The organism is Bacillus sp. FS02 (genome assembly GCF_024398395.1).
Lineage (GTDB): Bacteria > Bacillota > Bacilli > Bacillales > Bacillaceae > Bacillus > Bacillus altitudinis.
On the sequence record NZ_CP074101.1, the window covers coordinates 651,416 to 675,023 of the forward strand.

22 protein-coding genes are annotated in these 23,608 nt (G+C 43.4%); 3 read left to right on the plus strand and 19 right to left on the minus strand.

All coding sequences use genetic code 11. The annotated features are described in order from the left end of the window. Positions 1-150: 150 nt before the first annotated feature. Positions 151-1,011 carry a dimethylarginine dimethylaminohydrolase family protein gene (locus tag KFQ09_RS03350; RefSeq protein WP_079920510.1) on the plus strand — a complete coding sequence of 287 codons (861 nt, stop codon included), beginning with the start codon at positions 151-153 and terminating at the stop codon, positions 1,009-1,011. A 62-nt stretch (positions 1,012-1,073) separates the two neighbouring features. Here the strand turns inward: KFQ09_RS03350 and KFQ09_RS03355 are convergent, their stop codons facing one another. The 10 genes from KFQ09_RS03355 to proG form a co-directional block, all read right to left on the minus strand. Then, positions 1,074-2,042 carry an ABC transporter ATP-binding protein gene (locus KFQ09_RS03355; protein ID WP_008346217.1) on the minus strand — a complete coding sequence of 323 codons (969 nt, stop codon included), beginning with the start codon at positions 2,040-2,042 and terminating at the stop codon, positions 1,074-1,076. Continuing rightward, complete coding sequence (locus tag KFQ09_RS03360; protein WP_008346219.1) at positions 2,032-2,949, minus strand: C40 family peptidase; 918 nt, start codon at positions 2,947-2,949, stop codon at positions 2,032-2,034. Before KFQ09_RS03360 ends, KFQ09_RS03355 begins: the two co-directional genes overlap by 11 nt. After that, positions 2,949-4,028: a dipeptide epimerase gene (locus KFQ09_RS03365; RefSeq protein ID WP_202734546.1), complete on the minus strand. Its 1,080-nt coding sequence runs from the start codon at positions 4,026-4,028 to the stop codon at positions 2,949-2,951. The genes KFQ09_RS03360 and KFQ09_RS03365 overlap by 1 nt, the downstream gene beginning before the upstream one ends. Next, on the minus strand, positions 4,025-4,966 hold the full coding sequence (locus KFQ09_RS03370; RefSeq protein ID WP_017367085.1) for a S66 peptidase family protein: 942 nt from the start codon (positions 4,964-4,966) through the stop codon (positions 4,025-4,027). Before KFQ09_RS03370 ends, KFQ09_RS03365 begins: the two co-directional genes overlap by 4 nt. Positions 4,967-5,279: 313 nt before the next feature. Next, positions 5,280-6,899 carry a peptide ABC transporter substrate-binding protein gene (locus tag KFQ09_RS03375; RefSeq protein WP_255836019.1) on the minus strand — a complete coding sequence of 540 codons (1,620 nt, stop codon included), beginning with the start codon at positions 6,897-6,899 and terminating at the stop codon, positions 5,280-5,282. Continuing rightward, complete coding sequence (locus KFQ09_RS03380) at positions 6,896-7,909, minus strand: ABC transporter ATP-binding protein (protein ID WP_255836020.1); 1,014 nt, start codon at positions 7,907-7,909, stop codon at positions 6,896-6,898. The genes KFQ09_RS03375 and KFQ09_RS03380 overlap by 4 nt, the downstream gene beginning before the upstream one ends. Positions 7,910-7,916: 7 nt before the next feature. Then, positions 7,917-8,879 (minus strand): ABC transporter permease, encoded by a 963-nt coding sequence (locus tag KFQ09_RS03385; protein WP_008346230.1) that lies wholly within the window; start codon positions 8,877-8,879, stop codon positions 7,917-7,919. Then, positions 8,876-9,811, minus strand: a complete 936-nt coding sequence (locus KFQ09_RS03390; protein WP_008346233.1) for an ABC transporter permease — start codon at positions 9,809-9,811, stop codon at positions 8,876-8,878. The genes KFQ09_RS03385 and KFQ09_RS03390 overlap by 4 nt, the downstream gene beginning before the upstream one ends. Before the next feature lie 18 nt (positions 9,812-9,829). Next, the gene (locus KFQ09_RS03395; protein ID WP_249670256.1) at positions 9,830-10,654 is read right to left on the minus strand and encodes a M55 family metallopeptidase; all 825 of its coding nucleotides are present in this window, start codon (positions 10,652-10,654) and stop codon (positions 9,830-9,832) included. Between the two features lie 189 nt (positions 10,655-10,843). Continuing rightward, a complete protein-coding gene (gene proG, locus KFQ09_RS03400) occupies positions 10,844-11,668 on the minus strand; it encodes a pyrroline-5-carboxylate reductase ProG (RefSeq protein ID WP_061418776.1) in 825 nt (274 codons plus the stop codon). A 169-nt stretch (positions 11,669-11,837) separates the two neighbouring features. Here proG and KFQ09_RS03405 point away from each other — a divergent pair, with 169 nt between their 5' ends. Further along, a complete protein-coding gene (locus tag KFQ09_RS03405) occupies positions 11,838-13,157 on the plus strand; it encodes a S1C family serine protease (protein WP_255836021.1) in 1,320 nt (439 codons plus the stop codon). Between the two features lie 42 nt (positions 13,158-13,199). Here KFQ09_RS03405 and KFQ09_RS03410 read toward each other — a convergent pair whose 3' ends face one another. After that, positions 13,200-14,156, minus strand: coding sequence for a ring-cleaving dioxygenase (locus tag KFQ09_RS03410; RefSeq protein ID WP_255836022.1), 957 nt, complete (start codon positions 14,154-14,156; stop codon positions 13,200-13,202). A gap of 329 nt (positions 14,157-14,485) precedes the next feature. Between KFQ09_RS03410 and KFQ09_RS03415 the strand changes: the two genes are divergently transcribed. After that, positions 14,486-15,811: an APC family permease gene (locus tag KFQ09_RS03415; protein WP_035392321.1), complete on the plus strand. Its 1,326-nt coding sequence runs from the start codon at positions 14,486-14,488 to the stop codon at positions 15,809-15,811. A 13-nt stretch (positions 15,812-15,824) separates the two neighbouring features. On the opposite strand, the gene KFQ09_RS03420 is transcribed toward KFQ09_RS03415, so the two are convergent. The 8 genes from KFQ09_RS03420 to pdhA all read right to left on the minus strand — a co-directional run bounded on the left by KFQ09_RS03420 (position 15,825) and on the right by pdhA (position 23,488). Beyond that, a complete protein-coding gene (locus KFQ09_RS03420) occupies positions 15,825-16,154 on the minus strand; it encodes a bh protein (protein WP_255836023.1) in 330 nt (109 codons plus the stop codon). 63 nt (positions 16,155-16,217) lie between these two features. Next, complete coding sequence (locus KFQ09_RS03425; RefSeq protein ID WP_017359143.1) at positions 16,218-17,174, minus strand: sugar-binding transcriptional regulator; 957 nt, start codon at positions 17,172-17,174, stop codon at positions 16,218-16,220. Between the two features lie 93 nt (positions 17,175-17,267). Then, complete coding sequence (locus tag KFQ09_RS03430) at positions 17,268-18,053, minus strand: SDR family NAD(P)-dependent oxidoreductase (RefSeq protein ID WP_046526585.1); 786 nt, start codon at positions 18,051-18,053, stop codon at positions 17,268-17,270. After that, positions 18,031-18,726 (minus strand): SDR family NAD(P)-dependent oxidoreductase, encoded by a 696-nt coding sequence (locus tag KFQ09_RS03435; RefSeq protein ID WP_017367080.1) that lies wholly within the window; start codon positions 18,724-18,726, stop codon positions 18,031-18,033. The genes KFQ09_RS03430 and KFQ09_RS03435 overlap by 23 nt, the downstream gene beginning before the upstream one ends. 31 nt (positions 18,727-18,757) lie before the next feature. After that, on the minus strand, positions 18,758-20,140 hold the full coding sequence (gene lpdA / locus KFQ09_RS03440; RefSeq protein ID WP_008346251.1) for a dihydrolipoyl dehydrogenase: 1,383 nt from the start codon (positions 20,138-20,140) through the stop codon (positions 18,758-18,760). Positions 20,141-20,152: 12 nt separating this feature from the next. Further along, positions 20,153-21,475 carry a dihydrolipoamide acetyltransferase family protein gene (locus tag KFQ09_RS03445; protein WP_017359146.1) on the minus strand — a complete coding sequence of 441 codons (1,323 nt, stop codon included), beginning with the start codon at positions 21,473-21,475 and terminating at the stop codon, positions 20,153-20,155. Between the two features lie 17 nt (positions 21,476-21,492). Further along, the gene (locus tag KFQ09_RS03450; RefSeq protein ID WP_026050078.1) at positions 21,493-22,473 is read right to left on the minus strand and encodes an alpha-ketoacid dehydrogenase subunit beta; all 981 of its coding nucleotides are present in this window, start codon (positions 22,471-22,473) and stop codon (positions 21,493-21,495) included. Between the two features lie 31 nt (positions 22,474-22,504). Continuing rightward, complete coding sequence (pdhA, locus tag KFQ09_RS03455) at positions 22,505-23,488, minus strand: pyruvate dehydrogenase (acetyl-transferring) E1 component subunit alpha (protein ID WP_008346257.1); 984 nt, start codon at positions 23,486-23,488, stop codon at positions 22,505-22,507. Positions 23,489-23,608: the final 120 nt, after the last annotated feature.

Below are 23,608 nucleotides of genomic sequence, written 5' to 3' on the forward strand. Positions count from 1 at the left end.
GATGCGGAACGACTTTTATTAAACACTATTCTATTAGGTTTGTCTAAACTTTTTGCTTTAGTCTCTCATGAGAGATTTTCTTTCGGAAATGTTTCAACATTTACTAGAAGGAGGAATAATATAACTATCGATAAACAAGGAGGCCCTTTGATGGATTCTATGAAATCAGAGAAAGTGTATAAAACGCCGCAATGTATGAGTGAATATGATGATTTACAAGAAGTCCTCTTATGCAGTCCAATTTATATGGAAATTAAACAGATCATCAATGAAACCCAAAAGCATTTTGCAAGAGAAAATATTTCTCAAATCAAAGCCCTCACGCAGCATAAGCAATTCATCCAAACGCTGAAAAACCATCATGTCCGGCCTGTCCTTCTTCCTGCAAATGAACGATTCCCTGAACAAGTCTTCACTCGGGATATTGGATTTACAATTGGACAGACTTTATTTGTTTCAAACATGGCAGCCCCTGTCAGACAAGGAGAAGAACATTCCTTAAAAGAATGGGCACAGACAAAAGGATGGACAACCATCACGCTGGATGATGGAACGATTGAAGGCGGCGATGTGCTTGTAGACCAAACACGGGTATTTGTGGGGATCAGCAAAAGAACAAATCTAGCCGCCATCCAGCAACTCAAAAAAGAATTGCCGAATCACGACATCATTCCTATTCATCTTCCTTCTCACATTTTGCATCTTGATTGTGTGATGAATATTCTTACTCATCATGAGATCTTGATTTACCCTGAAGCTTTTACGGAAAAGGATCTTCATATGCTCAAAAAGCATTATGATCTCATTGAAATAAGTGAGCAAGAGCAGTTCACACTTGGACCAAATGTGTTGTCCATTGGTCAGAAAAAAGTCATCAGCTTACCAATCAACCAAGAAACAAATGCTGCATTAACAGCACGCGGCTACACCGTCATTGAAGTGGATTTTTCAGAAATCATTAAATCAGGCGGCTCTTTTAGATGCTGTACATTACCTATTAGGCGTTCATAAAAACCAAAAAGCCAGCTTGTTTTACTCGCTGGCTTTTTAAACGCTTGTCTTCTTCCCTCTATCTATTTCCTATCATATAAATGACAGGCCACTTCATGTCCTTCTTCGACTGCTTGTAATACTGGCTTTTTGTCCGCACATACATCCATTGCAGCAGGACATCTTGTCCGAAATACGCAGCCGCTTGGCGGATTCACTGGACTTGGAATTTCTCCCTTTAAAATAAACCGCTTGCGTTTATCTTCCACATCAGGATCTGGAATCGGGATAGCAGACAGCAATGCTTGTGTATATGGATGAAGCGGTGTTTTATATAAAGCATCACTGCTCGTCATCTCCACGAGATGTCCTAAGTACATGACACCAATTCGATCGCTGATATATTTGACCATCGATAAATCATGGGCAATAAATAAAAACGTCAATCCTTCTTCTTTTTGCAGTTTTTTCAGCAAATTCACGACCTGAGCTTGAACGGATACATCTAGTGCAGAAATCGGCTCATCTGCCACAATAAACTTTGGCGATAAGGCGAGTGCTCTAGCAATCCCTATTCTTTGCCTCTGTCCTCCGCTGAATTCGTGAGGATAGCGTGTAGCAAAATCATGACTTAGCCCCACCGCTTCAAGCAGTTCCTTCACACGCTCGAGCCTTTTTTTTTGACTGCCATACAATTGGTGGATCTCCATCGGTTCTAGCATAATATCTTTTACAGAGAGCCTAGGATTTAAAGAAGAATACGGATCTTGAAACACCATTTGAATTTGTCTATTGAAATCAAATGATTCTCGGTTCGATAAGTGATGGAGACTTTTCCCTTCATACAAAGCTTCACCTTCTGTCGGGTCATAAAGCCGCATGAGTACTTTTCCAAGTGTAGATTTACCGCAGCCTGACTCACCAACAAGACCAAAGGTTTCGCCTTGTTTCAGCTGAAAGGTGACACCATCTAATGCTTTTAACGTTCTTCCTTTCGATAGATGAAAATGCTTTTTTAAGTTGTTGACTTGCAGAAGTGGTTCACTTCCCATCACATCTCCCCCTCTCAGCTTTCAAATACCGCCTTGTTCCTGCCCATTCCTGTTCATATGAAGTACCAGAAAGAGAAAGGAGTTCAATCTGTCTGCCCGTTTTAGGCGAATGAAGCATCATGCCATCTCCAGCATACATCCCTACATGGCGAACAGCTCCTTTCCCATTGTCATTGGCAAAAAACATGAGATCACCTGGCGCCAAATGGTTTGATGCGACTGGGGTTCCTTGAACTGCTTGATCACTTGCGTCTCTCGGTAATAAACATCCACACGCTTTGTACATACTGTAAACAAAACCCGAACAGTCGTAGCCATAGCTGCTCATGCCGCCCCACAAATATGACAGTCCAATAAATTGTTTTCCTATGGCTAAGGCATCCTTACCGCTCATAGAAGAAGGTGATGAAGCGCGGCGCACATCTTCTTTTTTGATTTCTCTTCTTCCTACTGGAGTCAGAACATCAAAGGAATCGCTCATTTCTTCAACAGGTGCTAGTTCTGTTAAAAAACTAACCTCCATATCCGGTGTTCCGTTTTGATATAAAACCGCTTTTTTCTGACAAACAATCAAGGGACTAGCAGGTGGTTCACTCTCTGATACTTCATTTAATTGCTCTACAGGGATATAACCTGGGTAGCCTTGCGGGTGTTTCCGGCTTGCCTGCTGCGGGATGACAACTTTCATCCAGCCATCTGTCTCCTCCAGCCCAATGACTCGTTCGCCAAGCAGTACTTGGGTTTGAATAAGGTTTTCTTCACATAAGGCCAATTTCTGTTCATATGTTTGATGATCAATCCATTCTTTGATCTGGACGGAACTTTGAAGAACGTGTCGATCCATATCTCTCGGCGACTGCGGAGCTGTCCATATATTTGCGACTGGAACCTTTGATTCATATAACATCATAAGACCCCTTTCACTCCTTGAATGCCTAATCCATGATGCGGTGGAAAGAGAATATCTTTTCCTTGATAGACAATTCCTCCGTCTATTAAGTCCTCTTTGAGCATAAGCGGCGCATCAAAATCATAACGGGTAATATTCGGCTGGCTTGCAGCAAGATGAGCGGCTGCGGTAATCCCTAGTTTTGACTCGATCATACTGCCAACCATGCACTTGACGCCGTATGCTTCTGCTAAACTATTGATTTTCAGCGCTTTTTTGATACCGCCTGTTTTCATTAATTTTAAGTTGATGAGATCACAGCTTCTCGTTTCTAACACCTTGATGGCATCATGGAGGCTAAAAATACTTTCATCTGCCATAATCAATGTGTCTGTTGCTTCCGTCACCCGGCGCAGACCCTCGATGTCTTCTTTAGGCACTGGCTGCTCGACTAGTTCAATATCGAATGCCTCCATTTTTCGAATGGCCACAACCGCTTCCTTCCATGTCCAGCCTTGGTTGGCATCAAGCCTGATTTGAATATCCGGCCCGACTTTTTCTCGAATCCGTTTGATCCGCTGAATATCCGTCTCTATATCATCTTTTCCCACTTTGATCTTTAAGGTACGAAAGCCTTCAGCTGCATATTGCTTCGCATCCTCTGCCATTTCTAGCGGACGGTTGACACTAACCGTGTAATCCGTTTCCAGCTGATCACGATAACCACCAAGATATTGATAAAGCGGCAGGCCAGCCTGCTTCGCTAAACCATCGTAAATCGCCATATCTATTGCAGCCTTTGCACTCGTGTTTGCTACAAGTACACGGTCGATCGCTGAAAAGATTTGTTCATATTGTGACAATGAGGCCCCAATCAAGATCGGCCTCATCACAGCGCAAATAGCATAGTCAATGCTTTCCAGTGTTTCACCTGTAATGACCGATGTCGGCACTGCCTCTCCATAGCTGACATCACCTTGATCATAGGTGATGATCACAATAAGAGATGCGGCATCATACACCGTTCTTAATGCTGTTTTGAAAGGCTTCTTTAGCGGTACACTCGTTCTGCATGTGCGAACATCTACGATTTTCATTTGATCGCCTCTTTCGCTGCAACACCTGGGGAAATATGCAGTTTTTTCCCTGTAGCATCTAATGTAGCCTGCACGCCGATTGGAATGGCGAAATTTGGAGATGAATGACCGATCCGAAAGCCGCCAAGTGCAGGTTTCTGTTGCGGGACAATATACGTCTCCCATAGCTGATCGAGCGTTAACGACTGCTCTTTCTTTTTCGGCTCACATTGATGAAAATCACCAATGATAAATCCCGCCGCATCATGTAATTTTCCTGCAGATGCTAAGTGCTGCATCATTCGATCGATTTTATATGGTTCTTCGTCAATATCTTCTATCAATAAAAGCTTCCCCTTTGTATCAATTTCAAAAGGTGTACCAAGTGTCGTGACGATAAGGGCAAGATTTCCTCCGGTGATTTCGCCTGAAGCCGTGCCATGATAAAAAGTGTGAAGAGGTGACAGGTGGTTCGTATACGAAAAGGCTTTCGGAGTGAATAGCTGTAAAAAGGTATCTTTTGTATACGGATGAACCTCCTCAAGTCCCACATCAGAGGAGAGCATTGGACCATGAAAGGTCACAAGACCCGTCTGCTGCTGAATCGCTGTATGTAAAAACGTAATATCACTGTATCCCCAAAAGATTTTTGGGTTCCGGCGAATGAGGTCATAATCAATGGCTTCTGCAATTCTTCCTGTTCCGTAACCTCCGCAAGCACAAATCACTGCCTTCACGTCAGGATCTTGAAACATGTGATGAATATCTTCCACTCGTTCATGATCATGACCTGCTAAATAACCATACCGGGAGTCGATATACTTCCCCTTTTTCACCTTTAGCCCTAAGCTTTCTAAAAAAGAAATACCTCTTGCTAATTTCAGCTCATCAGGCGGGCTTGCTGGTGCAATGATTCCCACTGTATCTCCTGTTTGAAGTGCCACTGGCAGATGGTTCATGCCAATCCCCTCTTTCTCTTCGTTTCTTTCAATCTATGGGCATCTTCTTCATAACATGAACGAATAAAGGAACAGACGCTTTTTTCAAAGCGTCCCAGATTGTTGACAAAGGGTTAAAATGAACTTTATTTTAACCCTTTGTCTTCTTTTCAGCGTGATAGAAAACCTTTGCAGCCCTAGGAAGGACGAGCATCGGCGCGGAGCGAATTTGACATTCGTGAGCACCGAAGCGCAGGACTGACACCGAATGCGAGGGTTTGTCTACACGCTGAGACGCTTTTTTCAAAGCGTCCCGTTCTCTCATTTTTTTCATTTACTCTCCATCTACCTGTGCCCATTTCAAATCAATGTAACCAACAGGATGACGGACAATGCCCTTTACGCCTTCTTTTTGTAAATAGACTTGGTTATAAAAATGAATGGGAATGATCGGTGCTTCTTCCATCAGAAGTGCCTCGGCATCATGCAGCATACGATTTCTCTTTTGTTCATCTGCTTCTTGACTCGCCTTTTTGATCAGCTGATCATACGTATCATTTGACCAGCCTGTCCGGTTCATCGCATTTCCTGTTTGGAAGCTCTCTAAGAAATTGATTGGGTCTGCATAGTCAGCTAGAAATGAGCTTTGCGAGAATTGGAATTTGAGTGCCTTTTGATCTTCTGCAAACACATTTGCTTCCATGTTTGCAAGCTTCACATCTACCCCTAGCGCTTCTTTTAATTGCTGCTGAATGGCTTCTGCTTTTTTCTTATTTTCAGGCTTTGTACTATATGTTAATGTGACGGGCGGAAGCTTAGAATAGTTCTCTTCTTTCAACCCTTTTTCTAATAGATTTACAGCTTCACTCGTATCATGTTTGACAAGATCGCCGCCAGCTTCTCTGAAATCTTCACCCTTTGAATCTAAAATTCCTGGTGAAACGAAGGCACGTGCTGGCTTCTCTTCATTTTTCGTCACATACTCTACAATATCCTGAGGATTGATCGCCATTTGAAAGGCTTTGCGAATGTTCTTATTTTCAAAAGGCTCCATGTTGACATTCAGGCGATAAAAAAACAGCCCTGCTTGATCCTCAATTTGCACATCTTTGCTTTTTAACAGGTCTTCACTTTGTTCTGCCGGAACGAAGGCCGTATCTAAATCTCCTGATTGATACATTTGGTAATCTGTGTTTCGGTCACTGATCATGAGCCATTTCACTTGATCTAGCTTGACCGTTTGTTTGTCCCAATACGTGTCACTTTTTTCCATTGTAAAGCTTTCATCATGCTTCCACTCTGTCAGCTTAAACGGTCCATTACCGACAAAGGTTTTCGCATCCTTGGCCCAGTTCGGGTCCTTCTCCGCTACCTTCTCATTCACCGGGAAAAAGGCAGGGTTTGCGGTCATATTTAAGAAAGATTTCTGCGGGTATGCTAGCTTGACCTCTAGCGTTTGATCATTAACAGCCTTGACTTTTACATCTTCTTTCTTCCCTTTTCCGCTGTTAAACGCTTCGCCTCCTTCAATCATATAAGCTAAGAATGCCGCAGAAGAGCCCGTCTTTGGATCTAGCAGCCGCTTCCACGCATATTCAAAGTCACTTGCTTTGACTGGGTCACCATTTGACCACTTAATCCCATCCCTTAAATGGAACGTGTACGTTTTTCCGTCCTTTGAAATGTCCCATTTTTCCGCCATGGCAGCAGATGGTTCGTGCTTCTCATTCAGTCTCGTTAATCCTTCCATTAAGTTATTGAGCCCTTGCCAGGACACATTATTAAAACCAATGGGCGGATCAAATGATGTCGGTTCGTTTTCGTTATTTAATGTCAAAACTTTCTCTTCGCCCTTGCTTGAAGATCCTTTGCCTGCTTGCTCATTGGCTGTACATCCTGCAAGCAGCATCACTGCGATAAAGCACATACTGAGAATCCAACCTGTTTTTCTCATGAAAAACTCCCCCTTTGTGTTGAAGATAAAACCGTTTGCTTCGCTCGTTCATCTTGGAGCCAGCAATGTACTGTATGTGTAGGTGAACGCTGCGTTTCATGCGGCATAATATGATCACACACTTTCATCGCAGACGGACATCGATCGGTATATGGACATCCTTTTGGCGGGGCAAATAAATCTGGCGGGCTTCCTTCAATAGGAATGAGTTCATCTTTCATATCCAGCCTTGGAACGGATTGCAGCAGCCCTTTTGTATAGGGATGCTGCGGACTGTAAAAGATATCTCGCCTTGTCCCAACTTCAACGATTTTCCCCCCGTACATGACAGCCACTCGATCAGCGACTTGTGCTACGACCCCTAGGTCATGTGTGATTAAAATAATCGTCACGCCTGTTTTTTTCTGAATCTCCTTAAATAGTTCTAAAATCTGCGCCTGTATGGTGACATCTAGTGCAGTTGTCGGTTCATCTGCAATCAGCACCTTCGGCTCACAAATAAGAGCCATTGCAATCATGAGCCGTTGTCTCATGCCGCCGCTGAATTGATGCGGATATTGCTTCAGCCTCTCTTTCGGCTGCGGTATCCCCACCAAATCAAGCATACGAAGCGCCTCTTCTTTCACTTCTTTTTTTGTCAGCTTCTGATGCACTTTTGCAGCCTCCATCAGCTGATCTCCAATTGTCAGTGTCGGGTTGAGTGCCGTCATAGGATCTTGAAAAATCATGGAGATATCGACACCACGTATGCTTCGCATGTCTTTTTCAGATAATGACAGCAAGTTGCGATCGCGAAACCAAATTTCCCCTTGATCGACTTGTGCGCTATATGCAGGGAGAAGCCGCATGATACATTGAGACGTCACACTTTTTCCGCAGCCTGATTCTCCTACAATGGCGAGGGTTTCTTTTTCATACACATCCACATTCACCCCGCGTACCGCTTGAACAGAACCGCCATATGTCCGAAAGCTAACATGCAGATCGATAATCCGAAGCATTTTTTTCATCACGCCATCACCTCTTCATCTTCGGATCAAGCGCATCTTGCAGGCCATCACCTAAATTATTAAAGCAAAACATCGTCAGCGAAATAAAAAATGCCGGAAAGAATAAACGCCACCAGTGACCATTATCTGACAGCACTGTCGGCAAGGCGTCATTGGCCATCACACCCCAGCTTGCAAACGGCGCTTGAATCCCTAAACCAAGAAAACTTAAGAATGCTTCAGCAAAAATCGCTGTCGGTACAGTTAGCGTCATCTGCACAATAATCGGTCCCATCGTATTCGGCAGTAAATTTCTGCGGATGATGCGCAAGCTTTTTGCGCCAAAGGTTTTCGAGGCAAGGACATATTCTTGGCTTTTCAGCTGAAGGACTTGACCTCTCACGATTCTTGCCATCCCGATCCACCCTGTGACAGTGAGCGCCACAATAATAGTGACAAGCCCAGGCCCCATCAGGACCATCAATAAAATGACGACGAGTAAATACGGCAGACCGTAAAGCACCTCGACGATCCGCATCATGACATGGTCATACTTCCCGCCTTTATAGCCTGCAATACCGCCATAGATGACACCGATTGCAAAATCAATGAGAGCGGCCATCACGCCCACAAATAACGAAATGCGTGCGCCGTACCAAGTACGTGTAAACACATCACGTCCAAGTTCATCTGTTCCAAACCAGTGAGCAGCTGACGGCGGCAAGTTTTGCATAGAAAGCCGCTGTTCTGTCACACTATTCGGCGCAAGAAGTGGACCTAATACAGCCATGACGAAAAGAAAAATCAGCACCGATAAACTAAACATAGCGAGTTTATTTTGTTTTAACCGTCGCCAAGTATCTGCCCAATACGAAAGTGAGGGTCTTTTAATGGCATGGACTTCAGATGTCTTTTGTTCTTTAGGCGCAAACCATTCATCTGGCACTTCATGCGCTTGATTCATTTGATCATGCTGAAGGTGTATGCTCATGCCTTTCCTCCTTTCTGATGCAGTTGGATCCTTGGATCAAGCAGACGATATGTCACATCTACAATGAAAAGAAGGGTAATTAAGATGATGCTGTAAAAAACAGTGGTTCCCATGATGACAGGATAGTCACGGTTATTAATACTCTCGACAAAGTATTTTCCCATTCCAGGGATCGCAAAGATTTTTTCAATCACAAAACTGCCTGTTAAAATACTTGCGACAAGTGTGCCGAGGATCGTGACGACAGGTAAAAGTGCATTCCGCAGGGCATGTTTAAACACAATTTTATAAGGAGAAAGTCCTTTTGCTTTTGCAGTTCGAATATAGTCCTGCGACAGCACTTCAATCATGCTCGATCTCGTTAATCGGGCAATGATCGCCATTGGACCTACCGCCAGTGCAATGGTAGGAAGCACCATATGCATTGGACTTGTCCACATCGCTGTAGGAAAGAGTTTTACATTCACAGCAAGCTGCTGAATTAATAAGGTAGCAAAGATAAAGTTTGGTATGGATATACCGAAAACAGCAATCGTCATGGCGATATAATCAATCAAGCCATTATGCCGGAGGGCAGCCATGATTCCGAGCAAGATGCCGGAGATGACAGCAATCAAAATAGAGATAAGACCAAGTTCTAATGAGACTGGAAAACCTCTCGCCAATAAATCATTGACACTTTCAGAAGGCTTTTTAATGGAAGGACCAAAATCAAAAGTAACGATGGATTTTAAATAGATCATATATTGAACATAGAGTGGCTCGTCTAAGTGATAGTAGCTTTCGAGGTTTCGCTGAACAGTTTCGTTTGTATTTCGTTCTTCATTGAAGGGCGATCCTGGGATGACCTTCATTAAAATAAACGTTAAAGTTGTGATGGTTAAAATCGTGGCAATCATCGCAATCAAACGCTTGAGCAAAAAGCTGGCCATCTGCTGTCTCCCCCTCGCTTAACAAAATGTTGTACGTGCGGCAAGCTCTGTCATGACAAGCATCGCTTGGTAGGCTTCTAATATATTCTCCGCTTGGTACGTCACCGTTGTTGTCCCTTCAATGATGGCCGTACCCGGCATTAAATTCGCCCATTCGGCTTGTCCATAATTGGCAAACTCGATTTTCAGCAATGGCTGCTCAGGAGGCGTGAGCGGCTTCATTTGATGAATTTGTTTCATGGCAGCTTCCACTTGCTGCGAGATGAGGGTGCTCACTTTCGCTGGTGTTAAGCATTTCACAGCAGATCTTGAAATGGTTTCTTTCACCGCCACTGTTTTCACGCCAGGCATTAACTTTTCTGCTTCAAGTGCCGCTTGATCGTCTCCGCATACAAGAATGACCGGAACACCATAATAACCTGCGACATACGCATTAAAGCCCATTTCACCAATCGGATGATCATTTATGTAAAAATGTCTGACACCAAAAATCATACTGTGAGACATCACACCTTTCATTGATGCCCTTGCATGATAGCCTAAAAAAACAGCGGCATCATACGTTTGATCTAATCCTTGAACCATTGAATAAGGCTTTACATCACCTGATATGAGAGATGCTTCCTCATGCAATTCTTCAATCAACAGATTATTCATTTTAGAATGGCTATCATTCACTAAAATATCGGTCGCCCCATGTGTAAGAAGAGCTTCTACACAGGCGTTCACTTCACCTGTCATGATTTTTCTCCCGCGCTCATAATTGTGCTGGCGGCTATCAACAAATGTATGATCAGCTAGACCAGTAATTCCCTCCATATCGACTGATAAATAGAGCTTCATCCCCATCCCCCTTTAATTAAACTTAAAATTTGTGTATATTTTTCTAAATTTTCTAAAAAATTATATGAGAACTTGATTGATTTTTCAATACAATGTCTGAAAATAAGGAAATTAGACTCAGGTAATACAGGTCAAAAGCATTGATGCGAAAGGATTTATTTGACAGAAAAAACACCACTAGCTATGTCTTTAGTGGTGTTTGTCTGCTTCATCGATTTGCGATTTTAGCTGCGCATATTTTTTCATCGTTTGTGTAAACAAGTCATCGAACATTTGCGGTGCCTGCTGCTGGATGACTGCAGCACCTTCTCCTGTAATCCCGCCTTTTGTTGCGACCCTGTTCACCGTTTCAGCAAATGTCAGTCCGTGTTCAACAAGAACTTGTCCTGTACCGAGCAGCGCATATGTTAAAAATTCATAGGCTTCTTCTAAAGAAAGCTCACTATTCCGAACAGCGGCTCTCGCCATTTCTTCAAAGATTGCTGCAATAAAGCCCGGAGAAGAGCTTGTCAAATTACTCGCCGCATCAAACCGGTCCTCTTCCACTTCCCTGACGATACTAAAAGCTGAAAGCAGGCGGTGGAGCCGTTCTTGCGCCTCCTGCCCAGCGGTTTCACCATGCGCCACAAGGGATACACCCGTTCCTACGGCTGATGTCAAAGTGGGAATGTATCTAGACACCGGCTGATTCGTATGTTGCATTAATTTGTCTAACGTGACAGCCGCTGCCACTGATACGATATGAAGAGATGTCTTTGCGGGGCTCAGCTGATCTAAGACATCAAGTACAGCAAGCGGTGGTACACAAACAAACACGACATCACATGATGCAGAGATGTCATCTAAAGAGCAAATGTTGACATGCTGGTTCTTCTCTTTCAGCTGTTGCAGCCGCTCCGTTTCACTTCTTGTATGGATCATAAACTGACTGGCATGAAGTACTCCTTTGTCCAGCCATTTTTGTACCATCATATCTGCCATGCTTCCATATCCAATGATTCCAATAGTCTCCACAGTTTAATCTCCTCTATTTTGCTTAGATTCACTACTTATTTTAACAATTTCCCACAATGTTTTCATTTTTATCCCACACTTTTTTCTTACGATAAAGTCAGTATCCACCACATACGGTCAAACATCTTGAACACATACATGTAAAAATCGATGAAAGAGAGTGATCTTAATGACACAACACAAAGATGAAAAACACACTTCTTATGAATTACAAACGATTGAACAGCCGAAAAAAACACAGAAGAAGCCAAGTGGCTGGCTGAAGCCATTTGTCAGCGGGATTGTGGGCGGTACGTTAGCGTTAGGTGTTTACGTTCTAACTCCATATGCTCAGCATTCAGAAAATCATTCAACTGATTCGTCAACGAAAACAGCCGCTGTATCGACAAATGATACAAGTACAAATTCGTCAAAAACAACAGCGTCACAAACATCCAATTCGACCAGCAGTATTTCCAGTATGGTCGAAAACGTATCACCAGCCATCGTCGGCATTACAAACTATCAAACACAAAGTCAAACAACCACAGATTTTGGTGATATGAACTCACCTTTTGATGGATCACAGCAAAATCAAAACAGCAGCAGTCAAGAGCAAGAAAGCGGTACCGGATCAGGGGTTATTTTCAAAAAATCGGGCAGTAAAGCCTATGTATTAACAAACAACCATGTGATTGAAGGAGCAAATAAATTAACAGTCTCCTTGCATAATGGCAAGACGGTGGAAGGAAAAGTGGTCGGTTCTGACCCGCTGACTGATCTTGCTGTCGTCGAAATTAGCAGCAACGGCGTTACAAAAGTCGCTGAACTTGGAGACTCCTCATCCCTTCGTGCAGGAGAAACCGTCATTGCAATCGGAAATCCGCTTGGTGAAGATTTATCAAGAACAGTGACACAAGGAATTGTCAGCGGTGTCGATCGAACAGTGTCTATGGATACATCAGCTGGCGAAAGCAGTATTAATGTCATTCAAACAGATGCCGCCATTAACCCCGGCAACAGCGGCGGGCCGCTTTTAACAACAGACGGAAAGGTTGTGGGGATCACCAGTATGAAAATTTCTGAAACAGGTGTGGAAGGTATCGGGTTTGCGCTCCCAATCAATGATGTCAAACCAATTGCAGAGCAGCTTCTCACAAAAGGAAAAATCGAACGACCTTATATCGGTATCAGCATGCTGGATCTCGAACAAGTACCAGATGCTTATCAGCAGGAAACGCTTGGACTGACAAGCAGTCAGCTGGATAAAGGCGTGTTCGTAAAAGAAATCGCTGCTGGCTCACCTGCTGCCAAAGCTGGATTAAAGACAGAGGATGTCATCACCGCCATCAATGGTAAAAAAGTGACAACCGGCAGTGAATTACGTCACGAGCTTTACACGAATGCAAAAGTAGGAGATACCGTCAGCATCACACTCGTTCGTAATGGAACAGAAGAAACAAAACAAGTGACATTAACACAATCTGAATCAAAGCAAGTCAGCTCTTAACGAAAAAAGCAGCTCAATTTTTATGAGCTGCTTTTTTCATGTTCACTTGATTGGGACTAATCTTTGTTCAATTTCTGCTCGTTTGTGCTCTAAAAATGGTGGAAGTGCTAATTGATCACCAAGCTCATCCACGCTTTCATCCACTGTAAATCCCGGACCGTCTGTTGAGATTTCAAACAAAATGCCGTTTGGCTCTCTAAAATATAGGGCTTTAAAATAAAAACGTTCTACAACACCAGAGTTGGTGAAACCGGCTTTGGCTATTTTATCATGCCATTTTTCAAGCTCTTCTGCGTCCGCTACACGAAAGGCTACGTGATGAACACTCCCTCTGCCAGATCGCTCAGCAGGTCCTTCTGCTTTTTCAATGACATGAATCTCTGTTCCAGCTCCGCCCTGTCCTGATTCAAAAATCGTCACGATTTCCCCATCATTTGATTGTTCACGTGCTTTTTCTGTGAAACCAAGGATGCTCGTTAACACACTGATCGTTTTATCTGCTTCTGCGACTGTTAATTCTACTGGTCCCAAACCTCTGATCGCAAAATCAGCAGGAATCTCATCATGCACTGGCGGCTTCGCTCCATCTTGCACGCTTGGTTCTACAGTCAAAAACAGCTGCTGTCCTTCTGGATCTGTAAATTTCAAGGCAGGTCTGCCGCCTCTTAAAGAAGCTGTTTCTTTCTTTACACCTTTTTCTTCAAAGCGCTTTTCCCAAAAGGTGAGTGCCTCCTCTGAAGTGACAATCAAACCTGTGCGTGAGATCGCATTTGTTCCGTCCAGCCGGCGGGCGAGCATCGGTATTTCAAAAAACGTCAGCTCTGTACCAGGTGAGGCGACCTCATCTCCATAAAATAGATGATACATCGATGGATCATCTTGATTGACTGTTTTTTTCACCAGTTTTAAGCCAAGGATTTGGCGGTAGAAATCAACGTTTTTCTGAGCATTTGCTGTTAGTGCTGATACGTGGTGAATCCCATTTATTTTTTTTTTCATTGTGTTCACTCCTATTATAAAATATCTCGAATTCAAGATAATATCCTTATGAATAAAATAGGTCATTTTAGAAGAAAAGTCAACCATTCGGCTGCATCTTTATTGGATGTTCGGCTTTCACCTATTAAATTAACATTAAATCGAAAATATTATTATATTGTTCGTTTTTAAGATAACATTCATCCTAATATCTCCAATAAACGAACACTTTTAAATACAAATACGAAAATCAGAAAATTTTTTTAATTCTTGTTTTCCTAAAATCGTATTACAATGAACAAAATAAATGTCACAGTAACGTACGAAAGTGATGCAGGAGGTCGTGTGTAATGAACAAAGAACAACCAGCGTTAAAACAAGACATCGGCTTATTTTTTGCCCTATCTCTTGTCATCGGAACAATTATTGGATCTGGCGTTTTTATGAAGCCTGGCAACGTCCTTTCTTATTCAGGAAGCTCAGGCATCGCCTTATTCGCATGGCTGTTAGGCGGGATCTTAACCCTTGCAGGCGGACTCACAGTCGCTGAAATTGGTACACAAATCCCACGTACTGGCGGTTTATATGCCTATCTTGAAGAAGTATACGGTGAATTTTGGGGCTACTTATGTGGCTGGGTGCAAATTATTATTTACGGGCCAGCGATTATTGGTGCTCTTGGTCTTTATTTTGGTTCATTATTAGCTAATTTATTTTCTCTTTCATCTATATGGGCTACAACCATTGGCATTATCACCGTTCTTTTTTTATGTGTGATCAACATCATGGGAACGAAATACGGCGGTTTTGTCCAAGGGCTGACTACGATTGGAAAGCTTGTTCCAATTGCAGCAATTATTGTGTTTGGCTTATGGAAAGGAAATGAACATATTTTCACAGCCGTCAATGAGAGTATCGCACAAATGAACTTCGGCGCAGCAATTTTGGCGACATTATTCGCCTATGATGGCTGGATTTTGCTTGCAGCGCTTGGTGGTGAAATGAAAAATCCAGAGAAACTGCTTCCTCGCGCGATGGCAGGAGGTATTTTAATTGTCACAGCATGTTATCTCTTTATTAACATCGCCCTTTTGCATGTGTTACCAGCTGATCAAATCGTTCAACTAGGTGAAAATGCCACAAGCACAGCTGCTACAATGCTCTTTGGTCCCATTGGCGGTAAAATTATTAGTATCGGAATCATCATTAGTATCTTTGGCTGTTTGAATGGAAAGGTTCTTTCGTTCCCGCGTGTCATTTTTGCAATGGCAGAACGAAAACAAATTCCGTTTGCCAAAGCCATTTCACGCATTCATCCTACTTTTCAAACACCTTGGATCGCTGTATTTGTACAGATTTTGATTGCCATTGTGTTTATGATCGTCAGTAATCCTGAGAAGCTGTCAGAGGTTTCGATTTTCATGATTTACATCTTTTATGTGATGGCCTTTTTCGCTGTCTTTAAGCTAAGAAAACAAAACAAGGGAATGAAGCGCACTTATAGCGTACCACTTTACCCGCTCACACCGATCATTGCGATTATCGGCTCTTTCTTTGTCTTAATCAGCACCATGATCACCGATTGGCAAAGCTGCCTGATCTCCATGCTGATCGGCATTGCCGGACTGCCGATTTATTACTACATGAAAAAAACACAAAATAAAGCAGAGCGCTAAGACAGCCTCTGCTTTATTTTTTATATTGCTTAATGACCTTATAAGATTCGTTTAAATATCTCATCAGCCGGTATGGCTTACTTAAAACCCGGATGGGGAGTCTTGAAATAAATCCATTCAGATTCGCCTTATACTCCTGCGTCATCCGCTTCGGCTTTGTCGCAATTTTTTCATATACTTCTTTGTAAAATTCCTTCATGATGTCGACTTGCACACTGATCTTCTGATGACACTCTGTACACTCAACGCTTTTCATCTGATCATTCACATAAACGATGCTGTGGAGGGTCTCTTCTTGGCACCAAGTACAGTGTAGGTTTGCTTCCATTTCGGTTTTCTTCAAGATACACAGCTCCTTTCTCGTTTGATGTAGCTCTTTTTATACAATACGATAGCTGTCAGCTGTTTATTGGACAGATGCTTCCTTTAAAATAGCTGCCGCAGTTAATTCGTCGGTGACGAGCACCTGAATAAAGCCGCCGTTTAAGGCCCCTAAAATACTTTCAGCTTTATGGGTTCCTTCCACAACTGCGATGACTTTTTTCACGTTCTTTAATTGTTCTAACGATAATCCAATCACCTTTTGGTTCAGCTCATCTTGGACTGGTTTCCCTTCACCATCAAAGAAACGAAAACCAATATCACCAACAGCCCCTGATTGTCTCAACCCAGACAAATCCTCTTCTTTTAAATAACCGACTGTTTTCAATGTAGAGCCTTTATGCGGATTTCCAATACCGATCAGGGCAATATCAACATTTCTGCCTTCTTCAAGCACAGCTTCTATGTCCTGCATCGCCATCAGCCGCTCTTTTAATTCTTCTGTTTCTAAAATCGCAGGTGCATATAAATAGGAACACGTACCATTCATCTTCTTTGCCAGCTCATATGCCAGCTGATTCGCGTGAATGTCGACTGCCTGCCTGCCCATTCCGCCCTCTAAAGGAATGACTTTGACATCGTTTCTTCGCTCAAATGGATATTCCTTCACGAGCTCGGCAAGTGTGGTTCCCCATGAAATACCGATTTTCTCAGCGCCTTTCATGTTTTTAGAAAGATAATAGGCGCCCGCTTGACCGACTGCCCGTTTGACCATCTCAGACATTGTCCCGACACTTGGGACAACGACAGCATCCGTTAATTGAAAAGTTGTTTCCAGCTGCTTTTCAAGTTCCACTGTATGAATACTTTCGTCTTTAATGTACACTTCAACGATTCCCACATCTTTTGCTTTTTGTAAGAGCTTTGAAATGACTGGTCTTGAGACATTGAGCTTTTTTGCAATCTCCTGCTGCGTCCACCCGTCTGTATAATAAAGATGAGCAACCTTGACGAGCTGTCGTCTTTCTTCCCAATTCAGCATGTGACATCATCCTTTTAATATACTATGATTACCAGTATACCAAACATTCGTTTCTAATTGGAACAATTGTTATGAAAATGACAAAAAGAGCGATTAACGCTCCGCTCTTTTTCCCTCGCTATATTTAGGCTGATACGTTCTCCCGCCGTCTAATAAGAGTATCTGTCCGTGCAAATAGCTTCCCTCGTCACTTGCGAGAAATAAAGTGACTCCAGCAATATCTTCTGGTTTTCCTAATCTCCCGATAGGAATAAGTGATCGAAGCTGACTTTTCTCAAGCTCAGTCGGATAGAGCGTATCAAGCATCTGAGATTCAATGACGCGCGGTGCAATGACATTGATGCGGACATGATGGGAACCCAATTCCTTTACGAGCGAACGCATGAGACCAAATGCCCCGGCTTTTGATGCGTAATACTGGATGCCGCCGCCAGAGCCTGTTATCGCAGATCCTGATCCAATAATGACGACGCTGCCTTCATTCCGCTCACATAGATAGGGTGCTAATGCTTTGATGCAGTAGAAAAGACCATATAGATTCACAGCCAGTGTCTTTTTCCAAAGTGAAAAATCAACCTCTAAAAAAGGAAGGGATTTCGTCATTCCTGCTGAATAGACAAGATGCCCAATGCCACCCAACTCCCTTTCAGCTGCTGACGCCATTTGCTGAACACTTTCCCACGATGAAACGTCAGCTTGGAACGTCAGCAGCTGAGGATGCTGTTGTTTTAAAAGCAAAAGTCCCTGTTCATCTATATCTGACACAGCTACACGATGCCCTTCTTTTAAAAAACGCTGAGCAATTTCTTTGCCGATCCCTTGGGCGCCACCTACGATGAGAACTGGTTTTTGTTGATTAGCCAGCGCTCTCACCCCCATCAAGCATAATCGCTGCTCCATCTGTAAATGCGCCGTACGATGTACTTAAGAAAACCGTCATATGAGCCACCGTCTCCTTGATTTGCTCTTTGTCAGGAAGCAAATGGAGAGGCGGTGGAAGTAGTGCCAATACCCGGATGCCTTTGTCTTTAAATTCGCGCGCTAATCCTTTTGTCATGGCATTCAACATACTATTTGATGTAGCATGTGAGATCCCGCCATCACCTGTTATGCTGCCTGATGAGGAAATATTAATAATGCAGCCCTTCTTCTGATCCACCATATGCCACACAGCAGCTTGACTGGAAAGAAAGACTGTATTTACGGATCTTTCCACTTCATCGACCCATATCTCAGGACTTACGTCATCAATCTCCCCATCTGCTGTTTGCTCGGCTTGATTGACTAAAATATCAAGTTTGCCGCATGTATCGATGACTTGTCTTAGCATCAGCGTGGCATCACGCGGTGTCTCAAGCGGATTGATGACAACAGTCGATTGGCCGCCTAATTTTTCAATGTCTTCGCTTATCGACTTTGCTTTTGATTCATCACGAAAAGCGTGTATGAAAACATGTGCACCTGCCCGGGCCAAAGCCAGGCAGATGGCTTCTCCAAATCCATCTGTGCTATCTGTCACAAGTGCCACTTTCTGATGAAGCTGGACGTGCACACGGATCTCCTCCCTATCCCTTGTTTGGCATTTATTTTCTCAGCTTACTCACAATATCAAGAGCTGCTTCATAAAAGCCTTCTGAGATGGTTGGATGCGGATGAATCATTTTGGCCATCTCTTCAGCTGTTCCTTCTAAATACATAAATGAGGAAGCCTCTGATATCATCTCCGTTACGTGCGGACCAACCATTGTAGCGCCAATGACTTCACCATATACGGTATCGTACACGAGTTTAATAAAACCGGTTTGAACACCTGCTGCCAACGCTTTTCCGCTTGCAGCTAAATCAAATCGCTCTGCCCGCACGTTTAGCCCTTTGGCTTTTGCCTCTTTCTCTGTCAGTCCCACACTCGCTACTTCTGGCAATGTATAAATACATCTAGGAACGATGTCGTGATTCATTCTTTCAGGCTCGCCGCATATATTGCTAACCGCAACAGCTGCCTCTGCCATCGCCGCATGAGCGAGCTGATAGCCGCCGGCTACATCGCCAATTGCATATACACCTTCAGCACTTGTCTTCATCTCATCGTTTACTTTAATAAAAGGACCATCCAGCTGAAGGTCCAGCTGACTGACAGCAGAGACATTTGGTCTTCTTCCGACGCAAACTAGCAGTCTTTCAGCCGTAAAGATGTGCGTCTCTCCTTTATCGTCTGTCGCATGAATCGCTTTGACTCCTTCACTTTCTGTTACCTCTGTCACCGTCGTTTTCTTTGCGATATGGATGCCTTTTTTCTTCAATTCTTTTTCTAGTAATTTCGACGCTTCTTCATCTTCCTGCGGAATAATCGACGGAGCGGCTTCTATAATGGTGACTTTTGATTGGAGACTCTGGAAGATACATGCCAGCTCAAGACCAATTACACCCCCGCCAATAATGACGACAGATGCAGGAATATCTGGGATGTCAAAGATCGTATCACTTGTGTCAAATTGAATCTCTTTGAGCCCTGGAATAGGAGGAATAGCAGGTGATGAGCCAGTGGCAATGATCAGCTCTTTTGTTTCAATCGTTTCTGACCCATCTTGTTTTTCAATGTCAATGCGATTTTTTGTCACAGCTGTTCCTCTGCCGTTATATACATCAATCTTTCCTTGCTTTAATAAAAAGGCGATTCCACCCCTGAGTTTTTCGATGACATCATCTTTACGTTTTCTCATTTTATCGAAGGAAAGAACCATCTCACCTGTTTCGATTCCCCAGCTTTTTGCTTTCTCAATGGATTCAATGACTTCTGCATGTTTGAGCAGTGTCTTTGAAGGGATACAGCCTCGATTTAAACAAGTCCCCCCTAGAAAATCCTCTTCAATCAATGCAACCTTGTGTCCACGTTCAGCGGCTTGAAGGGCGGCAGTGTATCCGCCAGGCCCTCCGCCAATGACTGTCAGATCATACGTTTTTGTCATCCGATTCATCTCCTACATTAGCAATTCAAATGGTTGTTCAAGCACTTTTTTAAGGTCTGTTAAAAAGGCTGCTGCTGGTGCACCATCTACCACACGATGATCAAATGATAAACTGACGCCCATCATTGGCCGCACCTGAATTTCTCCATCGATCACTACAGGTTTTTCTTGAATGCGTCCAACACCTAAAATCGCCACTTCCGGCTGATTAATAATTGGGGTAAACGTGTCAATGGCATACATCCCTAAGTTACTAATGGTAAATGTAGACCCCTTCAACTGGTCTGGCAGCAGCTTTTGATCGCGTGCATTTCGACCAATTTCTTTTGCTTCTTTTGTGAGCTGTTTCAGCCCTTTTTGATTTGCATGAGAGATGACCGGAACCATTAAGCCGTCTTTCACAGCAACCGCAAGACCAATGTGCACATCCTCATGGAAATGGAGCTCATTTTGTTCAAACGTCATATTGATTTGCGGATGGCGCGTGAGGACACTGCTGACCGCATGGATGATGATTTCTGTAAACGACAATCTGTAGCCTGTCTCTTTTTCTATCGCTGGGAGCAGCTGTTTGCGCACTTCTTTTGCTTTTGTCATATCAATTTCACTTGTTAATGTGACGTGCGGCGCTGTAAAGGCACTTTGTGACATGCGATCTGCGATCACTTTTCTCATCCCGGCTAGTTTTTGTGTTCTCACTGGAGCAGCTTCTGCCTTTTGTGCGCCTGCTGCTGTCACATCACTCTTCATGATTTTGCCGTGAGCGCCAGAACCAGCAACATTCGCTAAGTCGATTCCTTCACGAGCAGCCACTTTTCCTGCAAGTGGTGATACGCGTTGGCCTTCCTCGTTCGTATGAAGGGCCGCTTCGACATCCCGTTTTTGAATTCTGCCTTTTGGTCCTGTACCAGATACTTCTTGAATGGCTACTTGGTGATCTTTTGCCGTTTTTCTCGCTGCAGGTGTTGCGCGTACTTTCTCACCCACCGTTGATTCAACTTCAGTCGAAACAGATGGTTCAGATGGTGATGACGTTCCGCTGTCTTCAGAAGACGCTTCATCTGACTGCGCTGGCGGCTCGCTCGGTACCTGCTCATTAGCCTCTCCGATATATCCAATGACAGCATTGACTGGAATCTGATCATCTGCTTCGTAATATTTCTTTAGAAAAACGCCATCATCATAGGCTTCAACCTCGATATTGATTTTGTCTGTCATAATCTCAAATAGAGGCTCACCGATTTCAACCGAATCTCCTTCTTCTTTAAACCATTGAAGCAAGGTACCGATCTCCATCGTACTGCTTAGCTTCGGCATAAATATCTCTTTTGGCATGATCTTCTCCCCTTTACTTAAGAGCGCACGAGCTCTTTTGCTGCTTCAATAATATCTGGCACTTGTGGAATGACTGCTTTTTCCAGCGTTGGGTTGTAAGGAATTGGGACGGCAAGACCGCCAAGTCGTTTAATAGGTGCATCTAAATAGTCGAAGGCTTCACTTTCCGCTATCATACTCGCAATCTCTCCGCCGTAGCCGCCTCGTTTCACTGCCTCATGCACAACGATACATTTGCCTGTTTTTTTCACAGATTCAATAATGGTTTCTTCATCTAATGGGACGAGCGTTCTCGGATCAATGATCTCGACATCGATTCCTTCCGCTTCTAGTTCCTTCGCTGCTTCGAGCGCTTTGTGCACCATAATGGCTGTTGCGACAATTGTGACGTCCTTTCCGCTTCTCTTCACATCCGCTTTCCCTAAAGGAATCGAGTACTGCTCTTCTGGTACTTCACCAATTGTTTTATATAAAAGCTTGTGTTCATAGAAAATGACAGGATTGTCATCATCCATTGCTGCTTTTAAAAGTCCTTTTGCATCATAAGCTGTTGAAGGCTGAACCACCTTTAGTCCAGGAATATGAGCCATCCACGCTTCTAAGCTTTGGGAGTGCTGCGCTGCGGCACCAGTCCCGGAACCTGCTGGTGTTCTGACAACAAGCGGCACTTTCCCTTTTCCGCCAAACATGTAACGTGTTTTCGCTGCTTGGTTTACAAGCTGATCCATTGCAATTGTAATAAAGTCAGAGAATTGAAGTTCTAAAATCGGACGCATCCCTGTCAAAGCAGCTCCGACTGCGCCTCCTGCGATGGCAGCCTCTGAAATCGGCGTATTGCGGACGCGTTCTGGACCGAATTCCTCGATCATCCCGCGCGTGACACCAAATGCGCCACCGTATACGCCGATATCTTCACCTAAAATGAAGACATCTTGATTTTTTCTCATTTCCTGACTCATTGCTTCTCGAACGGCTTCTAAATATGAAATCTCTCTCACTGTCGTGTTTGTCACGTGATTCCCCTCCTAATTAGGCGTATACATCCTCTAATAGTGTGTCAATTGATGGTTCTTTACTATTTTTCGCAAATTCAACAGATGCCTCGATCTCTTGCTTCGCTTCTTCTTGTAAACGAGCAGCCTGCTCTTCTGTCAGAACATCTAGCTCCATTAAGAGTGACTTAAAGCGTTTAATTCCGTCTTTTTGTCTCCATTCTGTCTCTTCTTCACGTGTACGGTATTTTTTCGCATCACTCTTTGAGTGACCCTTCCAGCGATACGTTTTCATTTCAATGAGTGATGGCCCTTCTCCAGCTCTTGCACGGCTTACCGCTTCATCTACTGTATTCATGATCTCAACCATGTCATTTCCATCAACTGTTTTCCCTGGCATTCCGTAGCTTTCTGCTCTCGTTGAGATGTCTTCAATGTTGATCATTTCTTTCACAGGACCAGACATGCCGTATTGGTTGTTTTCACAAATAAACACAACAGGTAAATCCCAAATGGAAGCAAGATTCAGCGCTTCATGGAAGCTGCCTTCATTTGTGGCGCCGTCTCCGAAGAAACAAAGGACCACAAAGCCTTCCTTTTTCATCTTGGACGTGAGCGCCGCACCTGTTGCAAGTGGAATACCGCCGCCAACAATTCCATTTGCCCCAAGGTTTCCTTTTTCTAAATCGGCAATATGCATGGAACCGCCTTTTCCTTTGCAGTAACCTGTTTCACGTCCGAACAGTTCAGCCATCATTTTATTGACCTCTGCACCTTTTGCAATACAGTGACCATGTCCGCGGTGTGTACTGACAATCTTATCTTCATCCTTTAACACAGCAATAGATCCAACAGCCGATGCTTCCTGTCCAACACATAAATGGGTCGTTCCATGGATTAATCCTTTAGCAAAGAATTGATCGACCTTTTCATCAAAATATCTTACTAACCACATTTGTTTATATAAATCTGCTAATTTCTCATGACTAATCTGTTCAGGCAAAGTGATTTGTTTTTGCATTTCTTCTCTCCCCTTTACATTTGTTCTTATGTGTTACATTTGTAATCATCATACGTTTAACTCTCATTGAAGTCAAGCATTTCCGTTTATTTTTTAAGCGTTTTCATCTTTTTTCAGAAA

What these genes read in the sequence shown, in the direction of transcription:
- KFQ09_RS03350 (WP_079920510.1), top strand. Translation starts at nt 151, where the DNA reads ATGGATTCTATGAAATCAGAGAAAGTGTATAAAACGCCGCAATGTATG.
- KFQ09_RS03355 (WP_008346217.1), bottom strand. Translation starts at nt 2,042, where the DNA reads ATGGGAAGTGAACCACTTCTGCAAGTCAACAACTTAAAAAAGCATTTT.
- KFQ09_RS03360 (WP_008346219.1), bottom strand. Translation starts at nt 2,949, where the DNA reads ATGTTATATGAATCAAAGGTTCCAGTCGCAAATATATGGACAGCTCCG.
- KFQ09_RS03365 (WP_202734546.1), bottom strand. Translation starts at nt 4,028, where the DNA reads ATGAAAATCGTAGATGTTCGCACATGCAGAACGAGTGTACCGCTAAAG.
- KFQ09_RS03370 (WP_017367085.1), bottom strand. Translation starts at nt 4,966, where the DNA reads ATGAACCATCTGCCAGTGGCACTTCAAACAGGAGATACAGTGGGAATC.
- KFQ09_RS03375 (WP_255836019.1), bottom strand. Translation starts at nt 6,899, where the DNA reads ATGAGAAAAACAGGTTGGATTCTCAGTATGTGCTTTATCGCAGTGATG.
- KFQ09_RS03380 (WP_255836020.1), bottom strand. Translation starts at nt 7,909, where the DNA reads ATGAAAAAAATGCTTCGGATTATCGATCTGCATGTTAGCTTTCGGACA.
- KFQ09_RS03385 (WP_008346230.1), bottom strand. Translation starts at nt 8,879, where the DNA reads ATGAGCATACACCTTCAGCATGATCAAATGAATCAAGCGCATGAAGTG.
- KFQ09_RS03390 (WP_008346233.1), bottom strand. Translation starts at nt 9,811, where the DNA reads ATGGCCAGCTTTTTGCTCAAGCGTTTGATTGCGATGATTGCCACGATT.
- KFQ09_RS03395 (WP_249670256.1), bottom strand. Translation starts at nt 10,654, where the DNA reads ATGAAGCTCTATTTATCAGTCGATATGGAGGGAATTACTGGTCTAGCT.
- KFQ09_RS03405 (WP_255836021.1), top strand. Translation starts at nt 11,838, where the DNA reads ATGACACAACACAAAGATGAAAAACACACTTCTTATGAATTACAAACG.
- KFQ09_RS03410 (WP_255836022.1), bottom strand. Translation starts at nt 14,156, where the DNA reads ATGAAAAAAAAAATAAATGGGATTCACCACGTATCAGCACTAACAGCA.
- KFQ09_RS03415 (WP_035392321.1), top strand. Translation starts at nt 14,486, where the DNA reads ATGAACAAAGAACAACCAGCGTTAAAACAAGACATCGGCTTATTTTTT.
- KFQ09_RS03425 (WP_017359143.1), bottom strand. Translation starts at nt 17,174, where the DNA reads ATGCTGAATTGGGAAGAAAGACGACAGCTCGTCAAGGTTGCTCATCTT.
- KFQ09_RS03430 (WP_046526585.1), bottom strand. Translation starts at nt 18,053, where the DNA reads ATGGGGGTGAGAGCGCTGGCTAATCAACAAAAACCAGTTCTCATCGTA.
- lpdA (WP_008346251.1), bottom strand. Translation starts at nt 20,140, where the DNA reads ATGACAAAAACGTATGATCTGACAGTCATTGGCGGAGGGCCTGGCGGA.
- KFQ09_RS03445 (WP_017359146.1), bottom strand. Translation starts at nt 21,475, where the DNA reads ATGCCAAAAGAGATATTTATGCCGAAGCTAAGCAGTACGATGGAGATC.
- pdhA (WP_008346257.1), bottom strand. Translation starts at nt 23,488, where the DNA reads ATGCAAAAACAAATCACTTTGCCTGAACAGATTAGTCATGAGAAATTA.